Origin of the sequence: Bacillus sp. SM2101 (assembly GCF_018588585.1) — a bacterium.
GTDB classification, from domain to species: Bacteria; Bacillota; Bacilli; order Bacillales; family SM2101; genus Nanhaiella; species Nanhaiella sioensis.
In genome coordinates this window covers 121,410-134,561 of record NZ_JAEUFG010000007.1, presented here as the reverse complement: position 1 = coordinate 134,561, position 13,152 = coordinate 121,410, and the positions used below count along the sequence as shown (strand labels likewise).

Annotated in this window: 14 protein-coding genes; 9 read left to right on the top strand and 5 right to left on the bottom strand. The window is 32.6% G+C overall.

Annotated elements, in window-relative coordinates:
• Positions 1-23: 23 nt before the first annotated feature.
• The 3 genes from JM172_RS08785 (at position 24) to JM172_RS08775 (ending at position 2,696) form a co-directional block, all read left to right on the top strand.
• Positions 24-1,412, top strand: a complete 1,389-nt coding sequence (locus tag JM172_RS08785; protein WP_214481812.1) for a lyase family protein — start codon at positions 24-26, stop codon at positions 1,410-1,412.
• 376 nt (positions 1,413-1,788) lie between these two features.
• Positions 1,789-1,953 (top strand): hypothetical protein, encoded by a 165-nt coding sequence (locus JM172_RS08780; protein WP_214481811.1) that lies wholly within the window; start codon positions 1,789-1,791, stop codon positions 1,951-1,953.
• Positions 1,944-2,696: a hypothetical protein gene (locus JM172_RS08775; RefSeq protein WP_214481810.1), complete on the top strand. Its 753-nt coding sequence runs from the start codon at positions 1,944-1,946 to the stop codon at positions 2,694-2,696. The genes JM172_RS08780 and JM172_RS08775 overlap by 10 nt, the downstream gene beginning before the upstream one ends.
• 421 nt (positions 2,697-3,117) lie before the next feature.
• Here JM172_RS08775 and JM172_RS08770 read toward each other — a convergent pair whose 3' ends face one another.
• From JM172_RS08770 to JM172_RS08760, 3 genes are all read right to left on the bottom strand, one after another.
• On the bottom strand, positions 3,118-4,365 hold the full coding sequence (locus tag JM172_RS08770) for a glutamate-5-semialdehyde dehydrogenase (RefSeq protein ID WP_214481809.1): 1,248 nt from the start codon (positions 4,363-4,365) through the stop codon (positions 3,118-3,120).
• 94 nt (positions 4,366-4,459) lie between these two features.
• A complete protein-coding gene (proB, locus tag JM172_RS08765; protein ID WP_214481808.1) occupies positions 4,460-5,557 on the bottom strand; it encodes a glutamate 5-kinase in 1,098 nt (365 codons plus the stop codon).
• 769 nt (positions 5,558-6,326) lie between these two features.
• The gene (locus JM172_RS08760) at positions 6,327-6,527 is read right to left on the bottom strand and encodes a hypothetical protein (protein ID WP_214481807.1); all 201 of its coding nucleotides are present in this window, start codon (positions 6,525-6,527) and stop codon (positions 6,327-6,329) included.
• A 485-nt stretch (positions 6,528-7,012) separates the two neighbouring features.
• On the opposite strand from JM172_RS08760, the gene cspD reads away from it, so the two are divergent.
• Together cspD and JM172_RS08750 are read left to right on the top strand one after the other, a co-directional pair.
• Positions 7,013-7,213 carry a cold-shock protein CspD gene (gene cspD, locus JM172_RS08755; RefSeq protein ID WP_214481806.1) on the top strand — a complete coding sequence of 67 codons (201 nt, stop codon included), beginning with the start codon at positions 7,013-7,015 and terminating at the stop codon, positions 7,211-7,213.
• 421 nt (positions 7,214-7,634) lie between these two features.
• Positions 7,635-7,943 carry a hypothetical protein gene (locus JM172_RS08750; RefSeq protein ID WP_214481805.1) on the top strand — a complete coding sequence of 103 codons (309 nt, stop codon included), beginning with the start codon at positions 7,635-7,637 and terminating at the stop codon, positions 7,941-7,943.
• Positions 7,944-8,149: 206 nt separating this feature from the next.
• On the opposite strand, the gene yjcZ is transcribed toward JM172_RS08750, so the two are convergent.
• A complete protein-coding gene (gene yjcZ / locus JM172_RS08745; protein ID WP_214481804.1) occupies positions 8,150-8,254 on the bottom strand; it encodes a sporulation protein YjcZ in 105 nt (34 codons plus the stop codon).
• Between the two features lie 516 nt (positions 8,255-8,770).
• Between yjcZ and JM172_RS08740 the strand changes: the two genes are divergently transcribed.
• The gene (locus tag JM172_RS08740; RefSeq protein WP_214481803.1) at positions 8,771-9,334 is read left to right on the top strand and encodes a DNA-3-methyladenine glycosylase I; all 564 of its coding nucleotides are present in this window, start codon (positions 8,771-8,773) and stop codon (positions 9,332-9,334) included.
• A gap of 183 nt (positions 9,335-9,517) precedes the next feature.
• On the opposite strand, the gene JM172_RS08735 is transcribed toward JM172_RS08740, so the two are convergent.
• Complete coding sequence (locus JM172_RS08735; protein ID WP_214481802.1) at positions 9,518-9,667, bottom strand: YjcZ family sporulation protein; 150 nt, start codon at positions 9,665-9,667, stop codon at positions 9,518-9,520.
• 604 nt (positions 9,668-10,271) lie between these two features.
• On the opposite strand from JM172_RS08735, the gene JM172_RS08730 reads away from it, so the two are divergent.
• The 3 genes from JM172_RS08730 (at position 10,272) to JM172_RS08720 (ending at position 13,051) form a co-directional block, all read left to right on the top strand.
• On the top strand, positions 10,272-11,459 hold the full coding sequence (locus JM172_RS08730) for a D-alanyl-D-alanine carboxypeptidase family protein (RefSeq protein ID WP_250886582.1): 1,188 nt from the start codon (positions 10,272-10,274) through the stop codon (positions 11,457-11,459).
• Positions 11,460-11,551: 92 nt separating this feature from the next.
• Positions 11,552-12,184 carry an ABC transporter ATP-binding protein gene (locus JM172_RS08725; protein WP_214481905.1) on the top strand — a complete coding sequence of 211 codons (633 nt, stop codon included), beginning with the start codon at positions 11,552-11,554 and terminating at the stop codon, positions 12,182-12,184.
• A gap of 90 nt (positions 12,185-12,274) precedes the next feature.
• The gene (locus JM172_RS08720) at positions 12,275-13,051 is read left to right on the top strand and encodes an ABC transporter permease (protein WP_214481801.1); all 777 of its coding nucleotides are present in this window, start codon (positions 12,275-12,277) and stop codon (positions 13,049-13,051) included.
• Positions 13,052-13,152 lie beyond the last annotated feature (101 nt).

The window sequence follows — 13,152 nt, the reverse complement described above, 5'->3', positions numbered from 1 at the left end:
CCGTAATGAAGGGGGAAATAATTATGATGGCAATAGGCCAAAGGAGCGAAACAGATTTTCTAGGTACGAAGGGTATTCCAGAAGCTGCATATTACGGATTACAGACGTTGAGGGCAATAGAGATGTTTCCGATCACAGGATATCGGGTACATACTTCATTAATAAAAGGAATCGCTATAGTTAAAAAAGCTACAGCTCTAGCTAATGTTAAAATTGGCGTATTAGATAAACAGATAGGACAAGCTATAGTTCAAGCTACAGATGAGATTATTATTGGTAAGTTGCATGATCAATTCATCGTAGACCCAATACAACCTGGTGCTTGTGCTTCACTTAATATGAACGCTAATGAAGTCATTGCTAATCGAGCGCTTGAAATTATCGGAAGAGAAAAAGGTGATTATTCATTTATTAGCCCAAATAGCCATGTAAACATGTCTCAATCAACGGGTGATGTGTTTCCTACTTCGTTTCGATTAGCTACACTTGATATGATAGATCAACTAATAACAACGATGAGAAATATGGAGCAAGTTATAATACAAATTGTAAATAAATTTGAACAATTATTTCACTTTAGTGACACACACCTACATGATGTTTTCCCTATACGTTTAGGACTAGAATTTGAAAACTACCGAAACATGATCCAGCACGATATTATAAGAATTACTAACTCAAAAGATCAATTATTTAAGATTCATATCGGGGCAAAATCCATAGGAACAAGGCTAAAAGAAGTAACTATTTTTAGCGATCTAGTTGTTGACAATATATCACAAATTAGTGGATTTCAACTGAAAAAGACCGAACAGATCCTTGATGCGAATGAACATACAGTTGTATATTCTGATGTGATTGAAGCTTTAAAAAATAACATGATAAATATATCTAAAATATGTAACGACCTAAGGTTAATGTCGGTTGGATCAAACGCTGGCCTATATAGAAAATCTTTGTCTGCTACATCTGAAATGTCAGGACAAATCAACCCAGTTATAAGCGAAATCATCAATCATATTACTAACCATGTTGTTGGCAATGATCTGAATATTGGAATGTCAACTGAAACAGGAAAATATGGTTTACATGTGATGGAGCCTGTATTAGTTTTTAATTTGATTCAATCAATCAATATGATGAGGAATGGATTTAATGTTTTTACAAATTATTGTTTAAAAAGAGTTGAAGCTGATGAAATGAAAATAATGAAGAATATCGAAAGGAATGTTCCAAGCCTAACTGCACTAACACCATATTTAGGTCATGAAAAAACATCACAAATTGCTAGGCAGGCTATTTTAACTGGCAAATGTGTGAGAGCTGTTTGTTTAAAGTTAGATGTGTTAACAGAAGAACAATTGGATCATATTCTTGATCCTATGAAACTGAAAAATCCAGGAGTTGTTTAAATTTAATGGGTAAGGGGGAGCTGTAAAAGAGTTACAACCAATTAACCTACAGGTGAGACTTTCAATTAGCAGGTCCGATTTAGTATACTAAATCAAAAAATGATTCTTAAGACGGACACATTATTATTCGCTGAATGATAATACCGTTATTTTTCAATTGTATAATATTGCTTTGTGATACAATGGTATTAACAATCAGATGTGCTGTATGTCATATGATTCATAGTTTATTCATAACTTCTAAATTATATATACAAAAATCATCTTTAGAAGACTATGACAATTGTAAGTGAATTTTTCTTACGGTTTTTAGATTAATACAATAGTATACAGTGGCCTAAGAAAATTAAGGGTTGATGTTTGTAGGAGGGGAAACGTGGTACAAAACATTGAAAAGATATGTCAGGAAATTATAGCATTAGATTTAACAAAATATTGGCCCAATTTTAAAAAGGTTGCTTTTGCATTATATGATGAAAAAAATGTGTATCTCTGCAATCACCCAAAATTTATGCCTCAACACTCAGCATTTTGTCAATAGAGCGAAACGATCAATTTGTTGCAGACGCATTAATAATATATGAGGAATGCCCTACTGCTATCATCAATTTAGAACTACATAATGACTATGTAAGTATATTTTCTTTATTAGTTCACGAATTATTTCATGGATATCAATTTCTAAAAGATGAGAAGAGATTTCCAAATGAGTTTGTAGGAATAACTTATCCAATATGCAATGAAAATGTGGAGTTGCGAAGTCAAGAGAGGAAATATTTGTATCATGCAGTAATGGCAGACACCTTGAGAGAACAGAAACAAAATATTAATATGTTTTTACGTTTTAGGAAAAAACGAGAAGACTTAATAGATGAGTTTCTTGTGTATGAAGCACTTATTGAATCAGTAGAAGGTCCAGCATTGTACGTGGAATTAAAGGCATATATGGATAAAAGCCCTCTATCAAATGATGATGTATTAAAGAAATTTGGTGAACAGCTTTTAGACAATAAAGACTCTATGATGAATATTAGGAGGAGCTGCTATAGTTCGGGATTGTTTATATGCTTGCTATTAGATCAAATCACAATGTCGTGGAAGGAAAACTTTTTTGAAACGAATAAATCTTTATATGAGTACCTTTTGCAATATGTCGAACATAAAGAGATAGCTGCTCATGTTGAGGAAGTAACAATTAGTCAAGAAACGAGAAAAATTACTAATGCTGTATCGGAACAAAAGAAAAGCGAGTTCAATGCAATAATTCATAAGCATAGAAGGTAATATTATGATTAGTAATATGGATCCAATGAATATTATCCATATCGACAATATGATATTAGATAAAAATTTTTTACGGATAATCATTAACCAATAATGACTATGTTATTAAACAACCAGTTCTTCGTTATTTTGAAGGTGATATAAGCAATATTACTAAAATACATTTTGTGCTATCCTCGAAACCGATTACTAATAAGAACTCAATAACGATAGAAGGTGTCGGAGAGATAAAAGGTGAGTTTGTTGAAGAAAAAGGCGTAGGTTACTTACAAGTATGTAATTAGTAAATTTAAAACTAGTAAAAAAACTCACTTGACACTATTATTTGTCAAATGAGTTTTTAGTTTGAGTGTTAATAATTTTAGCTATTATTGTATAAACCTATCTAATTAAGAAAAAGAGGGGGACATGATTAATAGCTTTATTTTTTTGTTTGACCATTACCATAAATTCGATATTTAGTTGATGTTAATGCCTCTAGTCCCATAGGTCCTCGAACGTGCAATTTTTGTGTGCTAATCCCAATTTCTGCTCCAAAACCAAATTCAAAACCGTCTGTAAATCTAGTAGATGCATTATGATAAACAGCTGCAGCATCTACAGCATGTAAGAACAACTCAGCATGTTGACTATTTTCTGTTACTATACATTCAGAATGATGTGTTCCATATGTTTTGATATGGATTAATGCTTCTTCAATATGCTCAACAATTTTTATATTTAGTGTGTAATCATTGTATTCTGTGTTGTAATCATCTTCTGTTGCGTCATTAATCCATGGGACGATTTGTTTTGCTTTTGCACAACCTTTTAAATGAACTTTTTCTTCACGATATAAGTTTGCAAGCGAAGGAAAATGAGTTTCTGCAAATTGTTTATGAAGTAAAAGTGTTTCCATAGCGTTACATACTGATGGACGTTGAACTTTTGCGTTTAAGACAATGTTTGTTGCCATAGTAGGATTGGCTTCTTTATCAATATACGTATGACAAATCCCCGCACCTGTTTCAATAACTGGTACAGTGGCATTTTGTATTACATTTTGAATAAGAGAAGCACCTCCTCTAGGAATTACGACATCTACTAAGCCATTTAATATTAACATTTCATTAACAGAAGATCGGTCTGGATTTGATATTAGTTGGATAACATCCTTCGGTATATCCGTTTTATCAAGTACATCATGCATGATTTCTACAATACGTATGTTAGAAGATAGGGCCGATGTCCCGCCTCGTAATATGACTGCATTTCCACTTTTTAAACATAGACCAGCTGCATCTACTGTAACATTAGGGCGTGCCTCATAAATCATGCCAATTAAACCTATTGGGACTGTGACTTTATTTATACATAGACCATTAGTTGGTTGAAATTCATCTATTGTTTTTCCTATAGGGTCTTTAAGATCCACGATTTGTCTTAAGCCGTCTGCTATCGCTGTAATTCGATCAGTGCTTAATGCTAACCTATCTTGTAGAGACTTACTTAAACCGTTTTGTTTACCGTTCATTAGATCTATTTTATTTGCTTCAATAATAGACTTCTCATTGTGGACAAGTGCATCTGCTATCGCAGTTAATGCCTTGTTTTTCTGTTCAGTTGTGATGCTAGCCAGTTGATGAGAAGCTTCTTTTGCAAGATAAGCTTTCTTTTTCACTTCACTCATGATTTAGACCACCTCGTCATTTATTTGTTTTTGTTTATATTTGGGAAAGAAGAACAAACAAAGTAAGGGTATAGGGTCTGCGCTAGTAGGGGGTTTACAGCGTAACCCATTCATCCCGATGAATGACCTCTATACGTTGTACGTCTATTCTATTCTTTACTTCTTCTGTTGAAAGTCCGACTACCGCTTTCAACTGCCAAGATGCATAGTTTACAACCCCACGTCCGATGACATGTTCATTTTCATTTATTACTTCTACAACATGCCCGGGATCGAAATCACCTTCGACTGTAGTCACTCCAACTGGCAGAAGACTTTTACCACAAGAAGATAGCGCATGTTCTGCTCCATTATCAACAGTAATAGTGCCATGTGACATGGAGTGAAAGCCAACCCATTGTTTTTTCATTGGAAGATTATTCAAGTGTGTATGAAAATATGTTCCCTTGCCATTACCGTTTACAGCTTTCATCATATCTAAATATTCACGGGCTCTTCCGACAAACACCAATACTCCTCCGCGCATTGCGATTCTTGCAGCTTCAATTTTTGAACGCATACCTCCTGTACCAACTGATGAACCAGCGTCACCTGCATTATTAAACATATCTTCAGTAATTTCTTCAACAACATCAATTTTCTTTGCATTTCCATCCTTACGTGGATCTGCGGTATATAAACCATCGGTGTCTGTAAATATGAGTAACTGATTTGCTTTTACTAAGTTGGCAACAAGAGCAGATAAAGTATCATTATCACCAAAATTTAATTCCTCTACAGAAACTGTATCGTTTTCGTTGATTATTGGAATGGTTTTTTGCCGTAAAAGCTCCTCAATTGCCATTGATGCATTATGCATTTGTTTACGATTTGTAAAGTTCGCACGTGTTAGTAATATTTGTGCTGTGGTACAGTTGTGTTTAGAAAATACATCATTGTATGCTTGCATTAACAATGCTTGGCCTACAGCAGCAGCAGCTTGTTTTTCGAATAATTGTTTTGGTCGACTCTTATATCCGATTTGTTTAAACCCAGCAGCAACTCCACCGGAAGTAACTAATATTATTTTATAACCAGACTTATAAAGCTCGAACATTTCATTAGCAAAATACGCTATTTTTTGCTTGCTTAGTTCTCCATCAGCTGTTGTAAGAGAGCTACTACCAATCTTAACTACAATTCTTTGTTGCATTCCGTTCACACCCTTATGAGTATATACATATTAATTAAGCTTAATGGTATAGATATTCAATATATTCATTGATAAGTCCTATACTTCGCAATTAATTTTAATTATTATACAGCATATATGCATATAAATAAAAGTAATATTTAATATTTTCAGAGATTTTATTATTGTCTATTTTCTACATGGTTTTGTTAGTTTTTTTACATAGTAACTAGATAAATATAACTAATGAGAAATACTTTTAGATCACACACGTTAGGAAGGTTCAGAAGGGTGTGGCATAGAAGACATGAGTGCAGCCCTTGAACAGTTTTAAATCAAATATGTAATTTGTAATTTGGTAAAGGGGCTTTGTGAAGTAAATAGAGGGTGTTATTACATTGATTATTATTATGTGGCAATAAGCGTATATAAAAATTTATTATCAATTAATGACTTCTACATAGCGCTGAATTTTGTTGTTTAAAATGGAGTAAATATAACAATACAAGTTACGAACAGAGGATAAATGATGTGAGTTAATATGAATGCGTAGCTAGTGCACATATTGAAAAGGGCTGTACTTGTACGGATTGTTCCGTTTCGTACAAAAACGTAAGCACGTATACATCTAGCGTTCGTGGCATCTTTTTGGGTTGGACAGAATCCCATCTTACTGGTTATTGTTAAATAGCAACAATGTTTACGAAAAGAGCGTAAATTTGTTGTAAGTGGTGTTGATCATATTTAATCAGGTGGAGGATGCTAACCACCTGATCATGACATAAAAGAATCATTTGTTAATACGCTTTTTAATAAAATTCAGTTTAGACACTGACATTAGTAAAAAATAAATAAAAGCAACGGCAAATACATATGCAATTTGATTTTGCATGCTAGCGAAAAATAAAGCTCCCATGAGACTAGCGAAGGCTAATAAGGCATTTATATTACCAGAGCTTAATTGAGATTTTTTAGTTTCTTCAGCTTTCATGATGACCACCTACCTCTAAATTTTATGTTATTTTAAAATTTGTTTTCGTATTGTTGATCGATGGGAATTCAATGAGTAGGAGTTTCAACCTGATCTCACATTAGATAACATAAACTCGTACTTCTGTTAATGATTATACACAAAAAAACGGTTAATAATATAATTTCACAATAATTTCAAAATATCATCTTTCATAAAAGAGAGATATTGAAGTTAGTCAATATGTAGCTATAGTGAGGAAGCTTTGAAAAATGGTTAAACCAGCATAGTTGCTAAAGGTATCTTTAATATAATGTTTTTAATAAAATGATTTTGAATTATTTTTTTAAATGTATTTGCATTTTTTGCTTCTTATTGGTACTATTAATTAGAATTATTTTTGTTCGTATGTAAGGATAGAACGAGTGTTAAACTTTTCATCTGAATATCATTAAGAGCAAGAATAGTAATACAATGTGGGAAACATCCACACAGGAGGAAGTATAATGGTACAAGGTAAAGTTAAATGGTTTAACTCAGAAAAAGGTTTTGGATTTATCGAAGTTGAAGGTGGAGACGATGTATTCGTACATTACTCAGCTATTTCAGGTGACGGATTCAAAACTTTAGAAGAAGGTCAAGAAGTATCATTTGAAATTGAAGAAGGTAGCCGTGGACCACAAGCTACAAACGTTCAAAAATTCTAATTCATACTTTTGAAAAGAGACTCATCTTGAGTCTCTTTTTTTATCAATTCACTTTTCTTATACTTTCTTATTATTATTATAAATTATAACAGCAAGGTGTTGTAAGATATGACCTGATCGAAGGTCCCACGAACGAAAGTTGCATTTTAGATAATTGCTTCATTATAAAAAGGGTGACTAAGAAGAGGCTTGTTCGAAATTTCTATATGTAAATATTAAAGAGTATGTCACAATAGAAATGTTTCCCAGCTTTATTCATAAGTCACCCTCAAATAAAAACAGGTAAGTAAAAAGGTTTAATTGATTATAACATAGTTTTTTCATAATCAAAAATATAATTATTTTTTATTTATTTGAGGCAAATGATTCATTTCGATATTCCAAACCAAAATGAAATGAATAAACAGAAAGGATGAATTGAATGGAGAAGATTTATTTTGATTTTTGGTACTTAAAATCTGAAGAGGTAGAACTAGATGGTTCCGATACAGCTCGAATTAGTTACGAAATTGCAATTGGTGTATTTGCTGATCCCGATTACAATCATTTATTAGATGATATTAGAATTACTGGTTTAGATAAAGATCAAATGTTAATGTTTAAGATTGACAAACCGGAAGAATTATTCTCTAAATTAGAACAAGAGGGGTTACAGAGTGTTGTTGCAGATATCAAGGCTACTGGTTCATATACAGTTATGGGTAGTATTGAGGTAAACATTAATGAGTAAATAGTTTAAACTCATTATTTTTACGCATGCAAAGAGTGGTGAAAACACCACTCTTATTGGAATCCAATATGTTGAGGAGTGTATAGGTTGTCGATTACAGGAATTCGCAACCAATTATCTTTATGATAGTGAAATTTTGGCATCCTACTATTTGCTGTGTAACGTTAGTTTAGCTTTTTTCTCTTTCTATAGAAGCTCTTTATTTTTTAATAAAATCCTGTACATACACAACCTACAATAATTAACAGAACAAAAATGACTATGACAAAAGCAAACATTGAACCAAATCCAGAACCATAACCATCCACCATAACTTTTCCTCCTTTCCGGAATATACTATAACCTATGTTAGAATGGGTGATTTGCGTGTACGAATGTCCATAATTAAATCGTCTATTTTCTGAAACTCTTGTCGTAAATAAGGTAATTATTATTACTTAATTAAAGTCTCTAGGTGGAATGTTGTACAAATTTTAAATGAAGGGGTTACACTGATTGCTGTTAATGTTTATTAAGAAAATTGATAATGAAAACAACAGCCTAGGTGAAAATGCAATTCATATAGGGATTATCATGTAAATATAAGTTAATCAGTTAAGTTTTTTTAAATGATGGAATAGTTGTACCTAAAATATATACTGATTCTGAATATGAGCCGTTAAAAAAGTATGTTGTTATCGAGGATTTCCTTATGTTTATTTTCCGACTTTCCTATATACATATCTTGAAACAACGATGAAAAATACAAGTAATGATAGCTATAATATCACTACAATAATAGTTCTAGCGATAGTAGTTTTTTAAATGTATTGAGAGGAGTTTGCTATATGACTGTTAAACGTTGCGAATGGGTAAATGATGACCCTTTATATATACATTACCATGATAAGGAGTGGGGTGTACCTGTTTATGATGGCCGTCTTTTGTTTGAGTACATTTTGTTGGAAGGAGCACAAGCGGGATTAAGTTGGTACACCATTTTAAAAAAGAGAGAGAACTATCGCAAAGCATTTGATGGGTTTGATCCTGAGTTAATAGCTAAATATGATGAAGAAAAGATTCAAAGCTTATTAAATAATAAAGGGATAGTTCGGAATAAGTTAAAAATACGAGCTGCTGTTACAAATGCACAAAGCTATTTAAGGGTGGTAGAAGAGGTCGGCTCTTTCTCTAATTATATTTGGTCATTCGTTGATGGAAAGCCTATCCAAAATCACTTTCAATCTATTGAAGAAGTACCGGTTTCAACTCCAATTAGCGATGCACTTAGCAAGGATTTAAAAAAGCGAGGTTTTAAATTTGTTGGAACAACAATTTGTTATGCTTTTATGCAAGCTGTTGGTATGGTAAATGATCACGTAGTAGATTGCGTATGCAATCAATCGTCATAATTTCCAAGCTAACATCCTTAAGTAATGGGAACAAATTACAAACGTTCGTTCATTGGTATGTAAGTGATTTCCAAGGCAAGATTGCATTACTTTAAAGAATATCAAATAGAGAGCATGAAATAAAAGCAGTTGATTAAATGCTTTGTATTTTATGCTCTATTTGTTATATTGCAAGATAATGAATTAACAAACGGCTCTAGCGACAGTAAAAAGTACGATAACTAATAGAATAAACAACACAACAATTACAGCGAATGAACTATTACTAGATGGACCGTAACCATGACTACAAGATGGACCGTAACCATAACTTCGTGACACACCGTAACACATGATAGTTTCAACCTCCTTTCAAGTTGTATATATAAATACTTAAAATTGTACCCGTCTAGCACACAACATTACAATTACATAAGACGATAATTAATAGGATAAATAATACGATAACCAAAATTGGAATGAAGGTAGTAGTATGACTCATTTTTTAAAACCTCCTATCAAGTGAATAATATGGTTTAAGGCTGTTTTCGCATTGATTGTTGCTTTTTCGTTATTAGATCTAAGACGTAACCCCTTGCGTTCGTGACATCTTTTCTATTTGTATGAGCTTTCATAAAACAGATCATACTGTCCATGTTTTAGTAATCATAGCAAAAACGTATAAGAAAAGAATCTTTCTTTAATATAAAAAATGTAAGAATAAGGTAATAGAGATAGATGAAAGATAAGGTTGGTGGTAGTAATAATATATGAACTCGTAATTGCTTTGCTTGTACGAATTAATTGGTAATAGAATACATTTTTATAGCAGTTTGGCGGTTATATTGATATGGACACTTTGATATAGGGCTTTGTAACGGCCTGAAATGTAAAAGAATTTATGTTATCATAGTTTAGTGAGTCTATTAGTTTAGATACAACATATGTGGAGGCAACTATGATAAAGAAACTAGTGAAATTGTGTATAATAGTTACATTTATGTGCTCCATTAAAATAAATAATTATATTGCTTATGCATCAGATGAACCGACCTTCAACATTAATAGTGAAGCGGCATTTTTACTTGATGGAAGCACTGGAGATGTATTATATAGTAAAAATGGCGATCAATTAATGTATCCAGCAAGTCTAACCAAAATATTATCGGCTATTATTGCTATAGAAGAAGGAAATTTAAAGGATCAAGTTACAGTAAGTGAAAATGCCAGGAATGTTGATGGTACACGAGTTTATCTAGAGGAAGGTGAACAAGTTACCTTACTTAAATTAATTCAAGGTTTATTAATTAATTCGGGTAATGATGCTGGTGTAGCTATTGCTGAATACTTTGATGGCAGCGAAGAAAAATTCGCTGAACGAATGAACAAATTTAGTAAAGAAAAAATAAATGTTCAACATTCACAGTTCCAGAACCCACACGGTTTATTTGATCCTGAACACTATACAACAGCCTCAGATATGGCTGAAATTACTAAATACGCGATGAAAAATGATACGTTTCGTGAAATATTTGGTACAGTGGAATTAGACTGGAAGGGCACGGGCTGGGAAACGACTCTATATACACATAACGAACTATTAAGATGGTATGATGGCGTTACCGGTGGCAAAACAGGGTATGTTGATGAATCAGGTCATACATTAATTACCTCTGCAACAAAAGGAAACTTAAACTTAATAGCAGTTGTTTTAAAAGCATCTTCTAAAAATCTGGCCTATGATGATACGACTGCACTTTTTGATTATGGCTTTGAGAATTTTATAAAGAATGTGATTTCAAAAAACAAACAATTTCTTGACGAGCAAAATAATGAATATTTCCTTTCTGAAGATGTGACCTATACTAAAAAAAGTAACGAAGATGTTTCATTATCGACCGATGAGCAAGGAGTGCTAAGCATTTTAGGAGAACAAAATAGAGTAATAAATACGTATCAGTTGGAAAACGTTGACATGAATGAGAAAATGAAAGATGGAGAACAAACAGAGGCTGCTGAAAACGAGGAAGGTAGTTTGTTGATAACTTCATTTATGTTTGTGAGTCCATTGTTTGTTTTTTTTATCATGATTTCGGTTTATAGAAAAAGGAAAAAGAATGTTTCTTATTATAAAGAGGCAAACTAGTTATTAATTCCTTATATAGGGATGCTGAAGGTTACAATGCCCAAGAAGGTATTGTAACTTTTTTAATATTATTTGGAGGCAGGGACATTGTGATGTTTCAATTAGAAAATGTTACTTATAAGAACATTTTACAACTAAAATTATTACAAATTCAAGGTGGCAGTGTAACAAGTATTATCGGGAAAAGTGGATCAGGAAAATCTACTTTATTAAAGTTGTTAAACAATATGATATCAAGTGATAGTGGCGTAATTTATTATAATGATAAATCTATAGAAGAGATAGAGCCAGTTGAATTAAGACGTCAAGTAGTAACTTTAACACAATATCCTGCCATTTTTGAAGGAACTGTTAAAGACAATTTGCTTTTAGGACTTAAGTTATCAGAGAAGAATTATACAACAGTGAATGATGAAGTCTTATCAAGAACGTTAGCAATGTTTAACTTACAAACTAAGTTGGGTGTAGATGCGAATAAATTGTCAGGGGGAGAACAGCAGCGTCTTGCCTTTGCACGAATAACGCTTATGAAAGCGCCTGTGTACCTATTAGATGAGCCCACATCTTCTCTTGATGAAGAAACAGAGGATTTGGTTATGGATCGGTTTATTTCTCGTGCAAAAGCAGAGCAAACAACTGTTGTCATGGTAACACATTCTATGAAAGTCGCGGAGACATACTCAGATTTTATAATAAACATGGAAGATGTTAATGCTTATAAATGATACATTTAATGAGTATATGACAAAAAAGTAATTTTCTTATCTTCTCAAAACATATAGCAAATACCAACAGTGATATAGGATGTGAAAGCTATGAATACGATTGAAGATATTTCACTAATTCAACTATTAAGCGCATATATATTTATTATTATTTTATTATTTATCGTAAAACGGAAGGGCATAAGTAGAGAACGAGAAATCTTAATTGCTTCTATACGCATGACTTTCCAATTAATATTAGTTGGGTACATACTTACTTATGTATTTAAACACTCTAACCCTTGGTTAACTATTATTATAATATTACTTATGGAATTATTTGCTGTTTATAATATTTTCAAAAGGTCAAAGGAGACTATTTCATCAGAGCTAAAATGGTATATAACGATCTCGTTATTTATCGGAACAATAGCCACGATATTGTATTTCGACTTTGTCGTTATCAATTTTATGCCTTGGTATGATCCTAGATATTTTATTCCTATTTCAGGCATGATCATTGGCAATGCAATGACTGGTATTAACTTGGGAGTGAATACGTTAATAGAAGGAATGAAAAGTAAACGACATTTGGTCGAATCTGCCCTTATGCTCGGGGCAACACCAAAAGAAGCTTCTAAAGCCATAGTTAATCAAGCATTTGATGCAGCTATCCTACCAACGATAAATAGTATGGTTGGTATGGGAATTGTTTTTTTACCAGGAATGATGACAGGAGTTATCCTATCAGGAGCTGATCCTTTAGTTTCAATAAAATACCAAATTGCTATTGTTTTAGGCATTACTGGAAGTGTATCATTATCAGTTTTCTTATTTATCCAGTTCGGCTACAAAACATTCTTTACTAATCGAGCCCAATTAAAATAATTTTAACGAGACGGTCCCCCATCATAGTAGTACGTTCATGTGATGGGGGACTGATGCTGTATATGTGTTGATAATCATATACGAAGTTTAGTTTTTAATTT

Bases quoted from the DNA above. Each gene is read 5' to 3' on its own strand.
- JM172_RS08740 (WP_214481803.1), top strand. From the start codon at position 8,771: ATGACTGTTAAACGTTGCGAATGGGTAAATGATGACCCTTTATATATA.
- JM172_RS08735 (WP_214481802.1), bottom strand. From the start codon at position 9,667: ATGTGTTACGGTGTGTCACGAAGTTATGGTTACGGTCCATCTTGTAGT.
- JM172_RS08785 (WP_214481812.1), top strand. From the start codon at position 24: ATGATGGCAATAGGCCAAAGGAGCGAAACAGATTTTCTAGGTACGAAG.
- JM172_RS08720 (WP_214481801.1), top strand. From the start codon at position 12,275: ATGAATACGATTGAAGATATTTCACTAATTCAACTATTAAGCGCATAT.
- proB (WP_214481808.1), bottom strand. From the start codon at position 5,557: ATGCAACAAAGAATTGTAGTTAAGATTGGTAGTAGCTCTCTTACAACA.
- JM172_RS08770 (WP_214481809.1), bottom strand. From the start codon at position 4,365: ATGAGTGAAGTGAAAAAGAAAGCTTATCTTGCAAAAGAAGCTTCTCAT.
- JM172_RS08730 (WP_250886582.1), top strand. From the start codon at position 10,272: ATGATAAAGAAACTAGTGAAATTGTGTATAATAGTTACATTTATGTGC.
- JM172_RS08750 (WP_214481805.1), top strand. From the start codon at position 7,635: ATGGAGAAGATTTATTTTGATTTTTGGTACTTAAAATCTGAAGAGGTA.
- JM172_RS08760 (WP_214481807.1), bottom strand. From the start codon at position 6,527: ATGAAAGCTGAAGAAACTAAAAAATCTCAATTAAGCTCTGGTAATATA.
- cspD (WP_214481806.1), top strand. From the start codon at position 7,013: ATGGTACAAGGTAAAGTTAAATGGTTTAACTCAGAAAAAGGTTTTGGA.
- yjcZ (WP_214481804.1), bottom strand. From the start codon at position 8,254: ATGGTGGATGGTTATGGTTCTGGATTTGGTTCAATGTTTGCTTTTGTC.
- JM172_RS08725 (WP_214481905.1), top strand. From the start codon at position 11,552: ATGTTTCAATTAGAAAATGTTACTTATAAGAACATTTTACAACTAAAA.